General features: G+C 65.7%; 16 protein-coding genes. 10 read left to right on the top strand and 6 right to left on the bottom strand.

From position 1 onward, the window contains the following. Positions 1-82: 82 nt before the first annotated feature. The 6 genes from AB5Y98_RS13655 (at position 83) to AB5Y98_RS13630 (ending at position 4,806) form a co-directional block, all read left to right on the top strand. Complete coding sequence (locus AB5Y98_RS13655) at positions 83-559, top strand: murein L,D-transpeptidase family protein (RefSeq protein ID WP_005308598.1); 477 nt, start codon at positions 83-85, stop codon at positions 557-559. A 135-nt stretch (positions 560-694) separates the two neighbouring features. Further along, positions 695-1,414 carry an AzlC family ABC transporter permease gene (locus AB5Y98_RS13650; RefSeq protein WP_139431200.1) on the top strand — a complete coding sequence of 240 codons (720 nt, stop codon included), beginning with the start codon at positions 695-697 and terminating at the stop codon, positions 1,412-1,414. Between the two features lie 2 nt (positions 1,415-1,416). Then, entirely contained in the window at positions 1,417-1,758 is a 342-nt protein-coding gene (locus tag AB5Y98_RS13645) for an AzlD domain-containing protein (RefSeq protein ID WP_017780431.1), read from the top strand. Between the two features lie 116 nt (positions 1,759-1,874). Further along, positions 1,875-3,401: a YjjI family glycine radical enzyme gene (locus AB5Y98_RS13640; RefSeq protein ID WP_368232081.1), complete on the top strand. Its 1,527-nt coding sequence runs from the start codon at positions 1,875-1,877 to the stop codon at positions 3,399-3,401. Positions 3,402-3,438: 37 nt separating this feature from the next. After that, positions 3,439-4,290 carry a YjjW family glycine radical enzyme activase gene (locus AB5Y98_RS13635; RefSeq protein ID WP_368232192.1) on the top strand — a complete coding sequence of 284 codons (852 nt, stop codon included), beginning with the start codon at positions 3,439-3,441 and terminating at the stop codon, positions 4,288-4,290. Positions 4,291-4,482: 192 nt separating this feature from the next. Next, a complete protein-coding gene (locus AB5Y98_RS13630; protein ID WP_368232079.1) occupies positions 4,483-4,806 on the top strand; it encodes a DUF1820 family protein in 324 nt (107 codons plus the stop codon). A gap of 43 nt (positions 4,807-4,849) precedes the next feature. Here AB5Y98_RS13630 and AB5Y98_RS13625 read toward each other — a convergent pair whose 3' ends face one another. The 3 genes from AB5Y98_RS13625 to AB5Y98_RS13615 all read right to left on the bottom strand — a co-directional run bounded on the left by AB5Y98_RS13625 (position 4,850) and on the right by AB5Y98_RS13615 (position 7,472). Next, positions 4,850-5,773: a LysR family transcriptional regulator gene (locus tag AB5Y98_RS13625; RefSeq protein ID WP_010635177.1), complete on the bottom strand. Its 924-nt coding sequence runs from the start codon at positions 5,771-5,773 to the stop codon at positions 4,850-4,852. 58 nt (positions 5,774-5,831) lie between these two features. Further along, positions 5,832-7,028 (bottom strand): aromatic amino acid transaminase, encoded by a 1,197-nt coding sequence (locus tag AB5Y98_RS13620; RefSeq protein WP_368232078.1) that lies wholly within the window; start codon positions 7,026-7,028, stop codon positions 5,832-5,834. 168 nt (positions 7,029-7,196) lie between these two features. Further along, entirely contained in the window at positions 7,197-7,472 is a 276-nt protein-coding gene (locus AB5Y98_RS13615) for a metal/formaldehyde-sensitive transcriptional repressor (RefSeq protein WP_010635175.1), read from the bottom strand. A 71-nt stretch (positions 7,473-7,543) separates the two neighbouring features. Here AB5Y98_RS13615 and dmeF point away from each other — a divergent pair, with 71 nt between their 5' ends. Further along, the gene (dmeF, locus tag AB5Y98_RS13610) at positions 7,544-8,494 is read left to right on the top strand and encodes a CDF family Co(II)/Ni(II) efflux transporter DmeF (protein ID WP_010635174.1); all 951 of its coding nucleotides are present in this window, start codon (positions 7,544-7,546) and stop codon (positions 8,492-8,494) included. A 63-nt stretch (positions 8,495-8,557) separates the two neighbouring features. Here dmeF and AB5Y98_RS13605 read toward each other — a convergent pair whose 3' ends face one another. Continuing rightward, complete coding sequence (locus tag AB5Y98_RS13605) at positions 8,558-8,968, bottom strand: hypothetical protein (RefSeq protein WP_010635173.1); 411 nt, start codon at positions 8,966-8,968, stop codon at positions 8,558-8,560. Positions 8,969-9,248: 280 nt separating this feature from the next. On the opposite strand from AB5Y98_RS13605, the gene pulA reads away from it, so the two are divergent. Further along, a complete protein-coding gene (gene pulA / locus AB5Y98_RS13600) occupies positions 9,249-13,283 on the top strand; it encodes a pullulanase-type alpha-1,6-glucosidase (protein ID WP_368232077.1) in 4,035 nt (1,344 codons plus the stop codon). A gap of 193 nt (positions 13,284-13,476) precedes the next feature. Here pulA and AB5Y98_RS13595 read toward each other — a convergent pair whose 3' ends face one another. Next, entirely contained in the window at positions 13,477-15,888 is a 2,412-nt protein-coding gene (locus AB5Y98_RS13595; protein ID WP_368232076.1) for a zinc/cadmium/mercury/lead-transporting ATPase, read from the bottom strand. Between the two features lie 217 nt (positions 15,889-16,105). On the opposite strand from AB5Y98_RS13595, the gene tpx reads away from it, so the two are divergent. Next, positions 16,106-16,606 carry a thiol peroxidase gene (gene tpx / locus AB5Y98_RS13590; RefSeq protein ID WP_005308624.1) on the top strand — a complete coding sequence of 167 codons (501 nt, stop codon included), beginning with the start codon at positions 16,106-16,108 and terminating at the stop codon, positions 16,604-16,606. A gap of 67 nt (positions 16,607-16,673) precedes the next feature. Here the strand turns inward: tpx and AB5Y98_RS13585 are convergent, their stop codons facing one another. Further along, the gene (locus tag AB5Y98_RS13585; RefSeq protein ID WP_019840840.1) at positions 16,674-17,483 is read right to left on the bottom strand and encodes a transporter substrate-binding domain-containing protein; all 810 of its coding nucleotides are present in this window, start codon (positions 17,481-17,483) and stop codon (positions 16,674-16,676) included. Positions 17,484-17,630: 147 nt separating this feature from the next. Between AB5Y98_RS13585 and AB5Y98_RS13580 the strand changes: the two genes are divergently transcribed. Next, complete coding sequence (locus AB5Y98_RS13580; RefSeq protein ID WP_124249386.1) at positions 17,631-18,851, top strand: DEAD/DEAH box helicase; 1,221 nt, start codon at positions 17,631-17,633, stop codon at positions 18,849-18,851. The last annotated feature ends 37 nt before the right edge of the window (positions 18,852-18,888 follow it).

Here is an 18,888-nt window from a genome sequence, read left to right as displayed (position 1 = left end):
CGCTCGCCCGCCACACCAGGCGGTGCAGTTCAGATGATTTGGTAACAGAAAAGCCCTTACCAGAGGCTTGCCGAGGGATGGAATGAGAGCCGTATTACTGTGTTTGCTGGGGCTGTGGCCCGCATTGAGTTTTGCCACCCTGTCCGCCGATATGGTGGTGGTGAAGAAATCGAGTTATAGCCTGACCCTGATGAAGGATGGCAAGGAGGTCAAACGCTACTGGATCGCTCTGGGTCCGGCTCCCAAGGGGCACAAGCAGCGGGAAGGGGATCAGCGCACGCCGGAAGGCCGTTACATCCTCGACTACAAGAAGACCAACTCCAACTATTACAAGGCCATCCACATCAACTACCCGAATCTGGACGACATCAAGGCGGCCAACGAGATGGGTGTGCGACCGGGCGGCATGATCATGATCCACGGTCAGCGCAACAGCATAGGCAACACCCGTTTGCAGCCGTCCAACTGGACCAATGGCTGCATCGCCATGCTCAACAAGGATCTGGACGAAGTGTGGAACGCCATCGAACCCGGCACCCCCATCATCATTCAGCCCTGACTCTCTGCAGCGCGCCACCTTCGGGTGGCGTTCTGTTTTTTGGCTCCCTCCTTTCTTTACCCGCAGCCTCTTGGTATCCGTCCCCGTGCTGTGCTAGTTTTTCCGGCTCGCCGTGGCCGCAACAAGGATGATCCCATGCCGTCAGCAACCCTCTCTCCGTCCGTCGGGGCCGAGAGTACCCGCGCGCTCTGGTGGCGCGCCTCCATCGATATTCTGCCGCTCTCCGTTTCGGTGATCCCCTGGGGGATCCTGTGCGGCGCCTTGGCGCTGCAGGTGGGGCTGAGCCCGCTGCAGGCCCAGCTGATGTCGCTGCTGGTCTATGCCGGCGCCGCCCAGCTCTCGGCCACCACCCTGTTCGGGGCTGGTACGCCGCTGCTGCCCATCATGGGCTCCACCTTCGTCATCACCTCCCAGCACCTGCTCTACGGCTTTACCTTTCGCCGCGACGTGCTGCCGCTCTCTCTGCGCTGGCGCGCCAGTCTCGCCTTCTTCCTGACAGACGAGATGTTCGCGGTGGCGCTCAAAGACCGGGAGCGCAGCGGCCGTTTCGATCCGGCCTACGCGCTCATCGCCGGCTTCGTCTTCTATCTGTTCTGGAATCTGGCGACCCTGCTCGGCATCGCCGCCGGCCAGTACATCAACGGGCTGGATAAGATGGGGCTGGACTTCGCCATCGCCGCCACCTTCATCGCCATGACCATTCCCGCCATGAAGAACCTGCCCATGGTGGCGGCCACCCTGGTGAGCGGGGCCATGGCGCTGCTCACCAAGCCGCTGCTGGCGGAGGTCTACATCATCATCTCGGCGCTCTCCGGCATGTTGGTGGGTTATGTGCTGCACCGGATGAGGAGGTAATCATGAGCTGGCTGATGATAGGCCTGCTAGCCCTGATCACCTTCTTCAACCGCTTCGCCTTCTTCTCGCGGCTGACCCGCTATCAGCCGGGCGCCGAAATGGGGGCTTTCCTCAGCTTCTCGGCCCAGTCGGTGCTGACCGCCATCTGGCTGCCCATCGTCTTCAGCTACCAGCCGGGCGCTGGGCTGAGCTGGGATCCGGACTATCTGGTTGCCACCCTGTTGGTGACGGCGCTGACCCTGCTGCGGCTGCCGACCCTGCTGGTGGTGGTAGTCGGCATGGGGGGCTTCTTCCTGCTGCGCTGGCAGGGGGGCGTGGCACAGCTGCTGCCCTGGCTGGGCTAGGCCCGTGATCCTGCATGGCGGATGTCTTCATTGGATATCCGCCATGTTGTGAATGTCACTTCAAAAAACACCTCCCAAGTGTGAGGATTTAGCTCCCATCCGTCGAGGAGCGAGCCATGTCCTTCACCGAAACCTGCCAGCGCATCGTGCGCGATCCCCTGTTGTCACCGGCCCAGAAGAGCCATGCCCTGGCGCTGGCCGCCGAGAATGCGCTGCCCTATCCCGCGCTGCCCGCCGAGGTGAGCGAGGCGATGGCCAAGGGCTTGGTCTGCGACATGTTCGAGGGACACGCTCCCTACAAGCCGCGCTATGTGCTGCCGGATTACGAGAAGTTTCTGCGCCAGGGCTCCGCCTGGCTGGAGTTGGCACCGCCGCAGGATTTTGACGAGGCGCTCGATGCTCTGCGCATCCTCTACCACCACGTGCCCTCCGTCACCGGCATGCCGGTCTGGCTGGGTCGGCTCGACCACCTGCTGCTGCCCTTCGTCGGTGAGCTGGATGACGAGGCGCTCTATCGCAAGCTGAGGGGGTTCTGGATCTATCTGGACCGGGTGCTGCCGGATGCCTTCATGCACGTCAACATAGGGCCGGACGACAACCGTCTCTGCCGGCTGATCCTGCGCATTGACGGCGAGCTCAAACAGGTGGCCCCCAACCTCACCCTGTTCCACGATCCGGCGCAGACCCCGGACAGCCTGCTGCTGCAGGGGGTTAAGAACATCGCGGCCTGCAGCAAGCCCCACATCGCCAACTACCCGCTGCATCGCAACACCTTCGACGAGCGCGGCTTCGGCATCGTCAGCTGCTACAACGCCCTGCCCCAGGCGGGCGGTGCCAACACCCTGGTGCGGGTCTCCCTCAAGCGGGTGGCCGAGCAGGCCCACGGCATCGACGACTTCCTGGGCTGCCTGTTGCCCCACTACTGCCGCCTCGCCTCCCGCCTGATCGAGGCGCGCGCCGCCTTCCTGCACCAGGAGTCCGGCTTCTTCGACAGCTTCCTGGTGCAGGAGGGGCTGCTGGAGGAGGGTCGCTTCGTGCCCATGTTTGGCATCTACGGCATGGCCGAGGCGGTCAACCTTCTGATGGACAAGGAGAATCTGCCGGAGCGCTACGGCCGTGACGAAGAGGCGAACCAGCTGGGCTATCGCATCTCGGCCCAGCTCGCCCGCCACGTGAGCGAAACGCCGCAGCGCCACGCCTGGGGCGGCCGCGCCCTGCTCCACTCCCAGGGCGGGCTCAGCGTGGATCGCGGGGTCACCCCCGGGGTGCGCATCCCCTATGGCGAGGAGCCGGATCCCGCCAGCCACGTGCTGGCGCTGGCGCCCCACCACGGCTTCTATCACTCCGGGATCAGCGAGATCCTCACCCTGGATCCCACCATCCGCCAGAACCCGCAGGCGCTGCTGCAGCTCTGCAAGGGGGCGCTCGCCATCGGCATGCGCGAGTTCACCGCCAACGTGGCAGACAGCGACTTGGTGCGGGTGACCGGCTACATGATCCGCAAGAGCGACGTGGCCCGCTTCGCGGCAGAAGGCTCACGGCTGCAGACCACCTGCCTCGGCGCCGAGGCGAGCGAGCTGACCGGGATCCGCCAGCGGGCACCGCGGGTGGTGGGGCGCGAGGCGACCCTGTGTGACTACTGAGTGCGGCAGGCGGGCAGGGGCGGCGCGCACCGCGACGGTGAGCCGCTGGCTGCCCTTCTCCTGCGTGGACGGCCCCGGCAACCGGCTGGTGCTGTTTCTGCAGGGCTGCAACTTCGCCTGCCCCGGTTGTCACAACCCGCACACCATCGGCCTCTGCGATCACTGCGGTGACTGCGTGCCCGGTTGTCCGAGCGGGGCGCTGACCCTGCAGGAGGGGCGGGTGAGCTGGCAGGCGGCACGCTGCACCGACTGCGATGCCTGTCTCGATGTGTGCCCCCGCAGTGCCAGCCCCAAGACCGCCACCATGACGGTGGCCGAGGTGCTGGCCCTGCTGCGCCGCTACGGCCCGCTGCTGACCGGCATTACCGTCTCCGGCGGTGAGGCCACCACCCAGCTGCCGTTCGTGATCGCGCTGTTCACGGCCATTAAGGAGGCGCCGGATCTGGCCCATCTTGGCTGCCTTCTCGACAGCAACGGTTCGCTCGCCGAGGCTGGCTGGCAGCGGCTGCTGCCGGTGCTGGACGGCGCCATGATCGACCTCAAGGGGTGGCGCGACTCTGTGCATCACACGCTGACCGGCTATGGCCGCGAGCGGGTGCTGGCCTCGCTGCAACTGCTGGCGCGGGCGGGCAAGCTGGCGGAGGTGCGCCTGCTGCAGGTGCCGGGGCAGAGCGATTATCTCGCCGCCGACGGCACGCTGGATGGCGGGCTCGCCGCCTTCTTGCGCGCTCTCGGGCCCGTGCCCATCCGTCTCAACGGCTTTCGCCATCACGGCGTGCGCGGGGCGGCGCAGGGCTGGCCAGAGGCGACGCGAGAGGAGCTGGAGCAACTGGCCGCGGCGCTGGCGGCGGCGGGGCTTGGCACCGTCACTCTGCCGCCGCTGCTCTGAATAGCTGGATGCTAATCAGCTGATCGCAAAGGGATTTAATACGACAAGGCAAAATTGGGCGGCGAACCGAGCGGTTCGGCGTGGCTTTTTTGCTGCCTGAGTCTTGAGATGACGTAACTGTGATTGCTGTCTATTTGAGCTCTGCGAGGGGGCGGCTAGAATGGGTCAATCGCCCACCATCAACAGACGAACATGAGTGAATCCAACGCCTTATATCGAGTGCAGTTCATTTGTCACAACGAGCGTTACGAAGTCTATGTCAGGGAAGTGAGCCAGGGTCAGCTGTTCGGCTTTATCGAGATCGCCAACTTCGTGTGGGACAACCACACGGCGCTTATCGTCGACCCCAGCCACGAGAAGTTGAAGAGTGAGTTTGCCGACGTCAATCGCACCATGATCCCCATGCACCAAGTGCTGCGGGTCGATCAGGTGCGCAAGCAGGGGGCTGCCCGCATCACCGAGCTGGGCAACAACGTCTCTCCTTTCCCCGGCCCCATCTACACCAAGAAACCCTGAGCACAGTCGTGCCTGGCACAGCCTGTGCCGGGCACGGCCTTCATCATGCCAGCTCGCGGGCCAGCTGCAGGATCCGCTGGCGAAACCAGCGCCGGGCCGGCTCCTCTCCGGCGGGGCCGTACCATACCAGGCTGTGGGTGACGGCGCCGTAATCAAACGGTACCGGCCGGCTCACCAGATCGTGCGGGGCCGCCTGTTCGGCCCAGCCGTTGACGGCGGTGAGGATCAGATCGCTCTGGCGCAGCAGGGTCGCTGCACTGCCAAAGTCGGGCAGGATGGCGGCGATCTGCCGGCGCACCTGCAACTGGGCCAGGCTCTGCTCGAAGAAGGGGTTGGCCAGCTCCTGATCACGAATGGCGATATGGCGCCAGCTCAGATAGGCATCGAGATCCCAGGGCCGTGCCAGCGCCGGGTGATCCGCGCGCAGCAGGCAGACCAGCTTGTCCTCTCGCAATGTCTCCCACACCAGCCCTTGCTGGCGGGGTAGCGGTTGGCTCTGATCGTGGGGCAGGATCACGAAGTCCAGCTTGCCCGCCGCCAGGGCCGCCAGCCCCTGCTCATCCTTGTTGCGAATGTCGGGCACCAGGCCCGGCACCTCGCGCATCAGTTGCGCCAGAATGGGCCCCATGGGCCAGACCATGCCGCTCTCGCGCAGGGCAAATTTCAGCTGCCCCTGCCAGCTGGCGGGATCGAAGCCGCCCTGGCCGGTGAGGCCGTTGAGCTCGCTCAGCAGCCGGTGCAGGGTGGGGCCGAGCCGCTCGGCGAACGGGGTCAGCAACAGCTGGTTGCCCTGGCGGTAGAGCAGCTGATCGCCGAGCAGATCCCGCAACTGGTTGAGGGTCTTGCTGACGGTGGAGGGGGTGGTGCAGAGCCGCTCGGCGGTGCGGGTGACGCTCTGGCTGTCGAGCAACAGATGCAGGGTAACCAGATGGCGGCCGCCGAGGCGGGAGAGGGCAATGAGATCCATAACGGTTCCACAAGCAAACGGGACAAACAAAAAGCCCCGCCTGAGCGGGGCTGCGGGCTTAGCCCTTGAGCACGGCGGCCATGGCGTCGGCCACGTAGTCGACGTTGCGGCTGTTGAGACCCGCCACGCACATGCGACCGGAGCGCACCAGGTAGACGGCGAACTCCTCGCGCAGTCTGTCCACCTGCTCCGGGGTGAAGCCGGTGTAGCTGAACATGCCGCGCTGGTTGATGAAGTAGCTGAAGTCGCGGCCCGGCACCTTGGCGCTCAGCACCTCGAACAGCTTCTGGCGCATCCCCTTGATGCGGGTGCGCATCTCGGTCACTTCACCGACCCACATGGCGTGCAGTTCGGGCTGGCTCATCACGGCCGCGGTGATCTGGCCGCCGTGGGTGGGGGGGCTGGAGTAGTTGCGGCGCACGGTGGCCTTCATCTGGCCCAGTACCCGACCCGCCTCTTCGGCATCCTGGCAGATGACCGACAGGCCGCCGCAGCGCTCGCCGTAGAAGGAGAGGTTCTTGGAGAAGGAGTTGCTGACGAAGAAGCTGACGCCGGCGGCCACCATGGCGCGAATGGCATAGGCATCCTCTTCCAGCCCGTCGCCGAAGCCCTGATAGGCGATGTCCATAAAGGGGATCAGGTGCTTCTCGACCACCAGCGCGATCACCTGGTCCCACTGGGCGCGAGAGAGATCCACCCCGGTCGGGTTGTGGCAGCAGGGGTGCAGCAGCACGATGCTTTTCGCCGGCAGGCTGCTCAGGCAGTCGATCATGGCGTCAAACTGCACGCCGCCGGTGGCTGCATCGTAGTAGGGGTAGTCGTGCACCTTGATGCCGGCGCCCTCGAACATCGCCTTGTGGTTGTCCCAGGTGGGATTGCTGACCCACACCTCGGAGGTCGGGAAGTAGCGCTTGAGCAGATCGGCGCCGATCTTCAGCGCGCCGGAGCCGCCGATGGTCTGGATGGTGGCGATGCGACCCGCCTTGACCGCTTCGTGGTCGGCACCGAACAGCAGATGCTGCACCGCGGTGCGGTAGTTGGTGGCGCCTTCCATCGGCTGGTAGGGGCGGGGGGCCGGGGCGGCGGCGCGCTGGGCTTCGGCCTGCTGTACCGAGGCCAGCAGCGGAATGCGGCCCTGCTCGTCGTAATAGAGGCCGATCCCCAGGTTCACCTTCTGCTCGCGGGTGTCTTTGTGGAAGGTCTCGACCAGGGTCAGGATGGGGTCGCCAGCATAGGCATCGACGTGTTCAAACATGGGGGGTCCTTGCGAAATGGAATCCAGGGTATGGCGATCAATGATCGGCGGTCATCATGGCGTAAAGCCGGCGAGGGCTCAAGTCTGAAAGGGGCGGGGGCCGTGGGGCCGACGCCGCCCAGCCGTCAACGGGATGATGCGGGCCGCTCGCGGCCCCCTCCACCGGCTCTACTTCAGATAGGATCGCAATACCCGCACCACCTGATCCAGATCCTCCAGCCGCTCGGCCGGGGTCGCCTCTTCGGCGCCGAGATGCTCGCGCATGTGGCCCTCCAGCACCTCCAGCATCAGGCCATTGACGGCGCCGCGAATGGCGGCGATCTGCTGCAAGATGGCGGCGCAGTCGCTCTCCTGCTCCAGCGCGTTCTCCAGTGCCCCTGCCTGTCCCTTGATGCGGCGCACCCGCGCCAGCAGCTTCTTCTTGCCGTGAATGGTGTGTGACATGCAGGATCCTCTCGATCAATAAAACTATACTGGGGTATAGTATATTGCATGCTCGTCCTCAGGAGAAATCCATGTCATCCCTCGCCTCATCCCACTGCCACCAACCCGTCGTCCACGAAGGGAATCCGCTGGCCGAACAGAAAACCCGCTGGGCCGTGCTGCTGACCGTCATCATGATGGTGGCGGAGATCGGCGGCGGCTGGTTCTACAACTCCATGGCGCTGCTGGCCGACGGCTGGCACATGAGCTCCCACGCGCTGGCGCTCGGCCTGTCGGTGCTGGCCTACCGCGCCGCCCGCCACTTCGCCCGCGACCACAGATTCAGCTTCGGCACCTGGAAGATCGAGGTGCTGGGGGGCTTCACCAGCGCTCTCTTGCTGGTGGGGGTGGCCGGCATGATGTTGTTCGAGTCGGTGTTCCGGCTGCTGGATCCCAGCCCGATCCACTACCAGCAGGCCATCGTCATCGCCATCGTCGGCCTGCTGGTGAACCTGGCCTGCGCCTGGCTGCTCAAGGATGATCACGGTCATCACCATGGGCACGGCCACGACCACCATCATGATCATCACGACCACGATCACTCACACGATCATCACGGCCATCAGGATCTCAACCTGCGCGCCGCCTACATCCACGTGCTGGCGGATGCGGCCACCTCGGTGCTGGCGATTCTGGCGCTGGTGGGGGGCATGCTGTGGGGGGCCGACTGGCTCGATCCGCTGATGGGCATAGTCGGGGCCGGACTGGTCGCGGTGTGGGCCTGGGGGCTGCTGCGCGACTCCGGCCGGGTGCTGCTGGATGCCGAGATGGATGCGCCGCTGGTGGCAGAGATCCGCGAGGTGATCGCCGACTTGCCGGAAACCGAGATCCGCGATCTGCACGTCTGGCGGGTGGGCCAGCAGCAGTATGCCTGTGTGCTCTCCCTGCTGATGGCGGCGCCGCTCTCCGCCAGCGAGATCCGCGCGCGGCTCGCCATCCACGAGGAGCTGGTGCACGTCACCATAGAGGTGGGCCCCCCCTGATCCTGGCCGGTGGGTCGCCCGCAACAACAGGAAGGGGCCAAGGCCCCTTTCTGTTTGTCTGGATCAGTGCGGCGGGCCCTGCATATCGTCCGGTTTGTGCTGCCAGATGGCGCCGAGCAGCAGCTTGAGCAGCAGCCCGGGCGGATTGTCCAGCAGCCGGCCCGACTCCAGCTGCAGTTGGCCGTCGGGATGAAAGCCGAGGCTGGCGTGGACGGTGCCATCCTCGCCGCACACCTGGATGAGACCGCTCAGGCTGCCGCGCTCTCCCGGCTGGCAGCGCAGCCGCAGCTCCCGTGGCTCCCCCAGCAGGGTGAAGGCGCGGGCGAGGGGCGGGGTATCCTCGTAATCCGGCCAGTTGAAGAAGTGGTACTGCTCGGCCAGGGTGCCCGCCTGCTGGCAGAACTGGTCGAACAGCTGGGCAATCCCCTGATACTCCTGATCCAGCCGCCTGGCCTGCTCCTCAATCCGTTTCATCTCCGGTTGCTCCTTTGTTCGCTCTTGTTCACTTATCCATTTGATCGGAAATATTTTTTTCCGAAATTGGACGCGCCTTCCGCTGGTATGGGCCGAAACGGACGATGGGTCTGTGAGCCCGATCCGATTTTCGTTATGAAAACGTTATCTTGTTGAAAGAGGTTAACTTTTTTGCCTTCCTGCTCACATTTGAAACGATTTCAGCTGATTAATATGGCCCCGCTCGGCAATGACCGGGTACTCGAATATCGAGACTAACTACAGCGGGAATTATAAAAAAATGGATATGAAAAAGACCAAGGTGGCGCTGGTAACAGCCTCACTGCTCGCGCTTTTGTCCGGCTGCAATGACAACAGCACTTCCCCCACCCCGGAACCCTCGGACGGCCCAGTCGCCCGTCTGCCCAATGTACAACCCCCGGCCGAACAGCTGGTGGCCGGGCCCGATCAGGCGGTGATCGCCCTGGTGGATACCCAGACCAGCGCCGCCCGCGGGGTCACTGGCCCCTTCGCCAACTACAGCCTGCACCTGTGGAACAACGACGCCTGCAACGCCACCGCCGAGAGCGGCCTCAACGCAGGCTGGGACGACAAGGCCAACACCCCGGCCGCGGTCGACGGCTTCGGCCCGAGCTGGGTGGTGCCCCTCAGCAAGGTGGAAGGGTGCATCAACTTTATCGCCCGCAACGGCGATCTGGCTAACCTGACCGGCAGCGACATGAAGGTGGTCTTCAGCGATCATCCGGACCGCACCGTGGCCATCGTCGCCGGCAAGAACGAGATCTTCGGCAGCCGGGCCGAGGCCTTCACCGCCGCCTTCGGCGTGGCGGGGGCCAGTGCCCACCTGATCGACGGCAACACCCTGATCTGGCAAGGGGGCAAGGACAAGCCCCATGTCCGCCTCTACTACACCGACTCCGGCACCATCAAGGCCAATGCGGAAGGGGTGTTCGACTTCCCCTACATCACCCTTACCCCGACCAGCCTGACTGCCGAGCAGCAGGCCAAGTATCCGCATCTCAAGGATGCCGCCGCCTTCGCCCTGCCGGCCGGGAAAGATCTCAAGCCGCTGCTCAAGGGTGAGCTGGTGGCCATCGGTACCGACGCCGACGGCATTCTGCAGGGGGCGACCCTGGTGCAGAGCGCCGGCGCCCTCGATGCCCTCTACAGCGAGGCGGCCACCAAGCTGACCTATGGCGCCGTGGTGGAGGGGGGCAATGTCACCTTCCGGCTGTGGGCGCCGACCGCAAGATCGGTCAAGCTGGCGCTGTTCGACGAGCAGCACAAGTCGCTCGGCGAGCGCACCATGACCCTGGACGAGGCCAGCGGCAGCTGGAGCGTGCAGGGCGGCAGCGAGCTGGTGGGCAAGTTCTACCGCTACGACATCCAGGTCTATCACCCGGTCAGCCGCAAGCTGGAATCCTATCAGGTGACCGACCCTTACTCCCTGAGCCTGGCGATGAACTCCGAGTTCAGCCAGGTGGTGGATCTCAACGATCCGGCCCTCAAGCCGGAAGGGTGGGACAGCCTGAAGGCGCCCCACAGCCAGCAGAACCCCGCCGACATCACCATCTATGAGGCCCATGTCCGCGATCTGACCGGCAACGACGACTCCACCCCGGCCGAGCACCGCGGCAAGTTCCTCGGCCTGACCGATACCGACACGGCGCCGGTCAAGCACCTGCAGGCGCTGGCCAGGAGCGGCGTCAGCCACCTGCACCTGCTGCCGGTGTTCGACATCGCCACCGTCAACGAGGATCCGGCCAAAGTCGCCAACATCGGCGACGACTTCGGCAAGCTGTGCCAGGTCAACCCCGAGGTACAGAACTCCAAGTTTGCCGGCTACTGCAGCAGCGGCCAGACCATCGAGGCCGTGCTCGGCGATCTGCAAGGGGGCGACAGCAAGGAGAACCCGCAGGTGCAGGAGCTTTACGGCTACCTGCGCGGCGTCGACTCCTTCAACTGGGGTTATGACCCCTACCACTACACCACCCCGGAAGGCTCCTACGCCACCAACGCCGAGGGCAGCCAGCGCATCCTGGAGTTCCGCGAAATGGTCAAGGCCATCAAGCAGAACATCGGCATGAACGTGGTGATGGACGTGGTCTACAACCACACCAACGAGGCGGGTCTGGGGCCCAAGTCGGTGCTCGACAAGATAGTGCCCTGGTACTATCAGCGCCTCAATCCGGAGACCGGCTCGGTGGAGAACTCCACCTGCTGCTCCAACACGGCGCCGGAACACGCCATGTTCGCCAAGCTGATGGATGACTCGCTGGTCACCTGGGCCCGCGACTACAAGATCGACGCCTTCCGCTTCGACCTGATGGGCCACCACCCGAAAGATCAGATGGTGCAGGCGCTGGCCGCGGTGAAGCAGGTCAACCCCGAGATGTACTTCTACGGCGAGGGCTGGAACTTCGGCGAGGTGCAGGATGACAAGCGCTTCGTGCAGGCGACCCAGAAACACCTGGCCGGCACCGGTATCGGCTCCTTCTCCGACCGGCTGCGGGATGCGGTGCGCGGCGGCAGTCCGTTCGACGGCGGCGACACCATTCGCAAGACCCAGGGCTTTGGCAACGGCGCCCTGGTGGATGCCAACGAGATGGACGGCGTCGATCGCGCCACCGCCCTGCATCAGAGCGACCTGGTACGCCTCGGCATGGCGGGCAACCTCAAGGAGTTCATCCTGACCGACAAGGACGGGATGCCGAAGAAGGGGGCCGACATCGACTACAACGGTCAGCCGGCGGGCTATGCCCAGGATCCGACCGAAATCCAGAACTACGTCGACAAGCACGACAACCAGACTCTGTTCGACAACCTGATCTACAAGGCGCCGCAAGGGGCCGATCTGGTGCGGATGCAGGGGGTATCGCTCGCCACCGCCATGCTGGGGCAGGGCATTCCGTTTACCCACGCCGGTGTCGAGCTGCTGCGCTCCAAGTCCATGGAGCGGGACAGCTACGACTCGGGTGACTGGTACAACCGGGTCGACTACACCCTGGCCGACAACAACTTCGACAAGGGGTTGCCGCGCAAAGACAAGGATGGCGACAACTATCCGCTGATCGAGCAGGTGCTCGGCAAGCACGTCAAGCCGAGCGGTGCCGACATGGCGACCATGGTGGGCTTCTATCAGGAGCTGGCCGAGCTGCGTCAATCTTCCCGTCTGCTGCGTCTGGGCAGTGGCGCCGAGGTGATCAAGCGGGTCGATTTTCGCAATACCGGCCCGGATCAGGTGCCCGGCCTCATCGTGATGACGGTGGATGACGGCGTCAATGCGGGGGCGGATCTGGATCCGGCTATCGACGGCCTGGTGGTGATGATCAACGCCACCAATGCTCCCCAGAGCATCAGCGACTTCCGTGACGGCAACGATCAGCCCATCGATCTGACCAGCCTGCAGCTGAGCCCGGCCCACCACGGCGGCGAGAGCATCGCCCGCGATGCCGCCGTCAATGGTGGTACCCTGACCCTGGGGGCCTGGTCGGCGGCGGTGTTCGTCAAGCCGCAGAGCGGTGCCCAGGGCAGCGGCCTGCCGGTCGGCAAGAAGACTGATCTGAGCACGGTACCGCCGTTTGGTGACACCGCCGTCTATCTGAAGGGGTTCCTCGATGAGTGGGGCAACACCAACCAGATGACCTTCACCAGCAACTTCATGTACGAGTTCACCACCGAGGTGAGCAGCGACAAGCTGGGCACCACCAACGTCAAGATCGCGGATGCCAGCTGGGGTCCCCTCAACTACGGCAGCTGCAACGCCGGTGACAAGCTGGTGGTCGGCACCCCGCTGACCCTCTGCAAGGGTGGCGATACCGGCAACATCGGGCTCGATCTGGCCAAGGCGGGCAGCTACAAGTTCGTGTTTACCGCCATGAACAAGGACAAGCCCACCCTGAGCGTCAGCTTTACCGAGCCGGTGCAGAGCTGCAAGGTGCTGGACACGGTGACGGGCAATCCGCTCGGCTACAACCTGTTCGTCAAGGGTGAGCTCTCCGGCTGGGCCGCTCAGCCCCAGTACCAGTTGAGCTACAAGGGGATGGATGGCGATCTCGCCATCTATCAGGCGGCCTTCAACTACACCGGCAGCACCGAGTTCAAGGTGGCCAACGAGGACTGGAGCAAGGAGTACCTGCTCAACGGTGGCGGTGCGCTGAAGGCGGAGACCGGTTACCCGTTCGCCTTCTCCCAGGCGGGCAGCGCCAACAACAGCATCACCTTGCCGCAAGGGCTGTGGAGCGTGCTGGTGAAAGTTGACCCGGCCGGTGCCAAGGCCGGTACTGCGGTGATCCAGGAGTGCAGCGCCAAGTAGTCATTCCCATCGAGCCCGGGGCTGGCTCGGCAGCCCAGGGTTGAATTCCACCTTGCCAAGGGTGGGATAACACCGAGAGAGTAAGCAAAGCGCGACTGCCGACCGGCAGCCGCGCTTTTTCTTTGCTCATGGACGAGGCAATAAAAAAGCCGCCCACTGGGGGCGGCTTTAAGTTGTGCCGTTAACGGCCGGCTTAGCGCTTGCGCAGCAGACGCAGTGCGTTGGCGGTGACCAGGGCGGTGGCGCCGGTATCGGCCAGCACCGCAATCCACAGGCCGGTGATGCCGAGCAGGCTGGTGACCAGGAAGATGGCCTTGAGCCCCAGCGCCAGCGCTATGTTCTGGTGGATGTTGGCCAGTGCCGCGCGGGAGAGCCGGATCATGGCGGCGACCCCGCCGAGCTGGTTGTGGGTCAGCGCCGCATCGGCGGTCTCCAGCGCCACGTCGGTGCCGCCCCCCATGGCGATGCCGATGCTGGCCCGCTTCATGGCCGGCGCGTCGTTGATGCCGTCGCCGATCATCGCGACCTTCTGCGTCAGACCGAGCTTGGCGATCTCATCGACCTTGCCCTCCGGCAGCAGGCCGGCGCGCCAGCCCATGCCGAGCTCGCCGGCGATGGCCTCGGCGGCGCGGGGGTTGTCACCGGTCAGCATGATGCTTTGCAGGCCAAGCTCGCTCAGTTCGCGCAGGGCCGGGGCCGCCTCGGGGCGGATCTGGTCGCGCAGGGCCAGCAGGGCCGCTGGAGTGGCATCAGGCTGACCGAGCACCACCACCGTCTTGCCTTGCTGCTCCAGGGTGGCGACCCGGGCCTGCATCGCCGCATCCAGGGTGGCGACCCGGCTCGGTGCCAGCAACTGCCAGAGGGTGCCGTCGATGCGACCCTCCACCCCCATGCCGGGTAGGGCGCGCAACTCCTGGGCCGCGGCGGGGCTGAGGCCCCGTTCGCCGGCCGCCATCACCACGGCGCGGGCCAGCGGGTGGTGGGAGCCCTGCTCGATGGCCGCTGCCAGTGCCAGCAGCTCGGCCTCAGGCTGGCCATTGAGGCTCACCAGTTCGGTCAGCTGCGGCTTGCCCAGGGTCAGGGTGCCGGTCTTGTCAAAGGCCAGGGTATCGATGTGGGCGAGGCGCTCCAGCGCGGCGCCCCCCTTGATGAGGGCCCCCTGCCGGGTGGCTGCCGCCAGCGCCGAGGTGACCGCCGCCGGGGTGGAGATGACCAGGGCGCAGGGGCAGCCGATCAGCAGCAGCGCCAGCCCGCGATAGACCCACTCGTCCCAGCTCTGGCCGAAGGCGAGTGGCGGTACCAGCACCACCAGCAGGGCGACCAGCATCATGGCCGGGGTATACCAGCGGCTGAAGCGGTCGATGAAGCGCTCGATGGGGGCGCGCTGGGTCTCGGCCTCTTCGATGAGATGCAGGATGCGGTCGATGGCGTTGTTGCCGGGCTCGGACACCACTTCGAGACGCAGCACCCGATCCGCCGCCAGGCTGCCGGCGGGCACCTTGTCACCCTGACGGCGCTCCACCGGGATGGATTCGCCGGTCAGGGCGCTCTCGTCAAAGGCGCCGAGGGCGTCGAGCAGGCGGGCATCGGCCGGCAGACGGGCGCCCGGAGCGATTTCGATGATGTCGCCTGGACGCAGTTCATCGGCGGCCACCTCTTCCCGCACCTCGCCCTCGGCAGTGGTGCGGATGCGCAGCGCCTTGTCAGGCACCAGCGCCATCAGGGCGGTGACCCCGGCGCGGGCGCGGCCGGCGGCGTAGGCCTCCAGGTGTTCGCCCAGCATGAACAGCAGCAGCACCATGGCCGCTTCGGCGGTTTCACCGAGGAACAGGGCCCCCACGGCGGCGACCGTCATCAGGGTCTCGATGGCGAAGGGGGAGCCGCTCTTGGTCAGCGCCCACGCCTTGCGAGAGATGGGCCACAGCCCCCAGAGGGTGGCCAGGGTAAACAGCGGCTGACCGATCTGGCTCGGCAGCAGGGCCGCCACCAACATCAGGCCGGCCAGCGACAGCGGTTGCCAATATTTGCCTAGCAGGGTCTGCAGCGGGCCGCGTTCGCGGCCAGACTCCGGCTTGGCGGCGCGCTCGCCCTTGAGCTGGAAGCCGGCGGCCAGCACGGCGGCGGTGACGGGATCGGGGGAGAGGCCGGGGGCCAGATCCACCACCAGCTTCTCGGTGGCAAACAGCACGCGGGCCTGCTGCACGCCGCTCACCCGGCTGACGGCCGTCTCTATCTTGCGGGCGCAACTGGGGCAGTCCATCCCCAGCACCTGCCAGCTGTGGCGGCGGCTGTTCTGCTCGGGGGCGTCCAGCGGCGGCTCGTCCGCGGCGGAGGCGTGTTCGTGCGCATGACCCTGCTCATGGTGCTGGCCGTGGTCGTGTTGGGTGTCGGTGCAGCAGCCCCCTCTGGGGGGCTCTTCGTCGCCGGGGACGTCGGCGACCCCGCGCGCCTGATGATCGTGGGGAGCCGGGGTGGCCGCGCAACTGGCCGTTGCCGTGTTGTCACAGCAGTGGCTGGTGTGGCTGTGCTCGGCCTGGGAGGCGGCCGCCTTGCTGACGGCCTTGATGGGGGCGGCGTGTTGATGGCTGCAGCAGGATTTGCTCATGGTGCGTTCCTCTTGAGGGATCCCGCCCCTGCGGGATCCTGGATGACTGAGCCGAGTGTAAACCTTGGTGTTAAGTCCAAGGTCAACCCCCTTTCTCTCTGCTCCTCCAGATGGGTGCTTTGGCGATCCTATATCCCTGTGATTGGCGGGTGTTTGTCCCCGCCCGGCGGGCCTATACTGGAGGCCCTGATCCTCCCTCGATAATCAAGGACATAACATGAGCAATACCGTTACTCTGCAAGGCAACCCGGTTTCCGTCGCCGGTCACTTCCCGGTTGCCGGCGAACAGGCCAAGCCCTTCTCCCTGGTGGCCAAGGATCTCTGTGACGTGACCCTGGCGAACTTCGCCGGTCAGCGCAAAATCCTGAACATCTTCCCGAGCGTCGATACCCCGACCTGTGCCACCTCAGTGCGCAAGTTCAACGAGCAGGCAAGCAGCCTGAACAACGCCGTGGTGCTGTGCATCTCCGCCGACCTGCCGTTCGCCCAGGCCCGCTTCTGCGGCGCCGAGGGTCTGGACAAGGTGGTGAACCTGTCCACCCTGCGTGGCGTCTCCTTCCTGCAGGACTACGGCGTGGCCTTCTCCTCCGGCCCGCTGGTGGGTCTGGCTGCCCGCGCCATCGTAGTGCTGGATGAGCACGACAAGGTGCTGCACAGCGAGCTGGTGGCCGAAGTGGCCGACGAGCCGAACTACGCCGCCGCCCTGGCCGTGCTGTAATAGCGTCGGGTCGACAAAAATCCCGCCGGGGCCATGCCCCGGCGGGATTTTTTATGGGCGGCTGCCGTCAGGGGGAGGTGGCGAGCGGCTGCGATGGGGGCTTGGGTTGCCACTCCACGTAGGGGCGGTGCAACCTGGCGTAGATCTCGGCCAGCTTGCCGGAGGCGGCGAGCCGGTCAATCGCCTCGCCGAGGAAGCGATCCATCTCGTCGCCGGCGGGCCCTTTGGCGATGATGAAGACATCCTCGAAATCCCCCAAGTGTTCCCGATGGATGTTGGTGAGCTTGAGCCGGCGCAGCATCAGGTCGGCCTCCTCCTGGGCCCAGATGAAGGCATCGATGCGACCGCGGGATAGCTTGCGCAGGGACTGCTCTATGCTCATCGACCGCTGCAGCGGAATGGGCAGAAAGCCGGGGGTGGCCTCGATCAGCAGATCCCGCTTGGTGGGCACTATGCCGTAGGCCATGTCGGGGGTGATGATGTGGTCGGTATTGCTGTAGAGCACGTGGGTCACCTTGCCGAAACTGCGGGTGCTGAAGCGATAGGGCAGCAGGTCGGCATCCTGCAGGTTGCGGATGGCGGGCAGGCTGAAGTCGGCGGTGCCAGCGATCACCCCGGCCATGGCCCGGGCGAGGGGATAGATGGTGATCCGGATGCTGATATCCGGATAGAGATCGTCGATGGCGCGCACCAGATCGACAAAAGGACCTGTCTTGTCGGCATTGATCAGCCCCGGCAGCTCGCCGAGGTGGGCGTTGATGATGCGCACCGGTTTGGCGGCGGGGGTGGCCTGGGGATCGGCACGGGAGAGCCCCAGGCTGGTCAGCCCCAGCAGGGCGAGCAGCAGCAAGAGGGGCAGGGTGGGGGATCGGGTCATGGTCGGGTAGCTCCGCCTTGAGAGGTTTTCTGAAGTGTAGCCAGCGGCACCCTGGCGCGGCGGCCCGGCACCTGAGCGGATTGGGTTTTACTTATGGGCCCCCGCTCACTAGACTTCGCCCTCCCACTTGCTTATCCGTACCGTACCATGACCTTTGACCAACTCGCCCTTGCCCCCGCCCTGCTGGCGGCCCTGCCAACCAATCTTCAGCACCCGACCCGGGTACAACAACTGGCCATCCCGGCCGCGCTGGCGGGACGGGATCTGCTGGCGCTGGCCCGCACCGGCAGCGGCAAGACCCTGGCGTTCGGCTTGCCGCTGCTGCAGCGGTTGGATCCCGCCCTGGCAGAGGTGCAGGGGCTGGTGCTGGTGCCGACCCGCGAGCTGGCGGTGCAGGTGAGCGAGGCGTTGCAGGGGCCGGCCGCCGGGCTGGGTCTGCGGCTGGTGACCCTGTGCGGCGGGGTGGAACAAGCGCAGCAACAGGCCGAGCTGGCGCTGGGGCCGCAACTGCTGGTGGCGACCCCGGGGCGGCTGCGGGATCTGCTGGGCCAGCAGTTGCTGACCCTGGCCGGCCTGCGCACCCTGGTGCTGGACGAGGCGGACCGCCTGCTGGAGATGGGGTTCTGGCCCGATATTCAGTGGCTGATGAAGGCGATGCCGGACGCGCGGCAGCAGATGCTCTTCTCCGCCACCCTGCCCGCCGAGCTGGAGGCGCTGGCAACCGGTCTGTTGAAAGAGCCCGCGCGGGTGGAGGCGGATCCTCGCAACAGCGTGGCTGACGACATCGAGGAGCGGCTTTATCTGGTCAACAAGAGCAGCAAGGTACCGGCGCTCATTAGCCTGCTCAAGGCCCACGAGTGGCCGCAGGTGCTGGTCTTCATCAGCGCGCGGGACGACGCCGACGGGGTGGCCCGCAAGCTGGCCAAGGCGGGCATCGCGGTGGCGGCCCTGCACGGTGAGAAGGAGCAGGCGGTGCGTGAGCAGGCGCTTGGCGACTTCAAGGCGGGCAAGGTGCGGGTGCTGGTGGCCACCGATCTGATGGCGCGCGGCATTCACGTGGAGGCGCTGCCGCTGGTGATCAACCTGGACTTGCCCGCCAGCGCCCCCGTCTACGTGCATCGCATCGGCCGCACCGCCCGGGCAGGGCGCAGCGGGCTCGCCATCTCGCTCACCTGCCATGGCGAGGCCGACACCTTGGCGGCGATCCGCACCCTCACCGGTCGCAAGCTGCCGCTGGCCGAGCTCACCGGCTTCCCGGTGACCGACAAGCCAGCCAGCGGGGAGGGCAAGCGCGCCCCCCGCGACAAGCAGGCCAACCGTCGCACCCAGGCCAAGCGCAGCGTCAAACAGTTCAAGGGCAAGGCGTAGCGACCCCGTCATGACCGGCGTGACAGGCCGGTTCATC

This window comes from Aeromonas sp. s3 (genome assembly GCF_040907805.1).
Lineage (GTDB): Bacteria > Pseudomonadota > Gammaproteobacteria > Enterobacterales > Aeromonadaceae > Aeromonas > Aeromonas dhakensis.
Note: the sequence above shows the minus strand (reverse complement) of the source record. Positions and strands in the feature narration are given on the sequence as shown.

Coding starts and splice junctions, on each gene's coding strand:
- AB5Y98_RS13655 (WP_005308598.1), top strand. CDS start 83: ATGAGAGCCGTATTACTGTGTTTGCTGGGGCTGTGGCCCGCATTGAGT.
- AB5Y98_RS13650 (WP_139431200.1), top strand. CDS start 695: ATGCCGTCAGCAACCCTCTCTCCGTCCGTCGGGGCCGAGAGTACCCGC.
- AB5Y98_RS13645 (WP_017780431.1), top strand. CDS start 1,417: ATGAGCTGGCTGATGATAGGCCTGCTAGCCCTGATCACCTTCTTCAAC.
- AB5Y98_RS13640 (WP_368232081.1), top strand. CDS start 1,875: ATGTCCTTCACCGAAACCTGCCAGCGCATCGTGCGCGATCCCCTGTTG.
- AB5Y98_RS13630 (WP_368232079.1), top strand. CDS start 4,483: ATGAGTGAATCCAACGCCTTATATCGAGTGCAGTTCATTTGTCACAAC.
- AB5Y98_RS13625 (WP_010635177.1), bottom strand. CDS start 5,773: ATGGATCTCATTGCCCTCTCCCGCCTCGGCGGCCGCCATCTGGTTACC.
- AB5Y98_RS13620 (WP_368232078.1), bottom strand. CDS start 7,028: ATGTTTGAACACGTCGATGCCTATGCTGGCGACCCCATCCTGACCCTG.
- AB5Y98_RS13615 (WP_010635175.1), bottom strand. CDS start 7,472: ATGTCACACACCATTCACGGCAAGAAGAAGCTGCTGGCGCGGGTGCGC.
- dmeF (WP_010635174.1), top strand. CDS start 7,544: ATGTCATCCCTCGCCTCATCCCACTGCCACCAACCCGTCGTCCACGAA.
- AB5Y98_RS13605 (WP_010635173.1), bottom strand. CDS start 8,968: ATGAAACGGATTGAGGAGCAGGCCAGGCGGCTGGATCAGGAGTATCAG.
- pulA (WP_368232077.1), top strand. CDS start 9,249: ATGGATATGAAAAAGACCAAGGTGGCGCTGGTAACAGCCTCACTGCTC.
- AB5Y98_RS13595 (WP_368232076.1), bottom strand. CDS start 15,888: ATGAGCAAATCCTGCTGCAGCCATCAACACGCCGCCCCCATCAAGGCC.
- tpx (WP_005308624.1), top strand. CDS start 16,106: ATGAGCAATACCGTTACTCTGCAAGGCAACCCGGTTTCCGTCGCCGGT.
- AB5Y98_RS13585 (WP_019840840.1), bottom strand. CDS start 17,483: ATGACCCGATCCCCCACCCTGCCCCTCTTGCTGCTGCTCGCCCTGCTG.
- AB5Y98_RS13580 (WP_124249386.1), top strand. CDS start 17,631: ATGACCTTTGACCAACTCGCCCTTGCCCCCGCCCTGCTGGCGGCCCTG.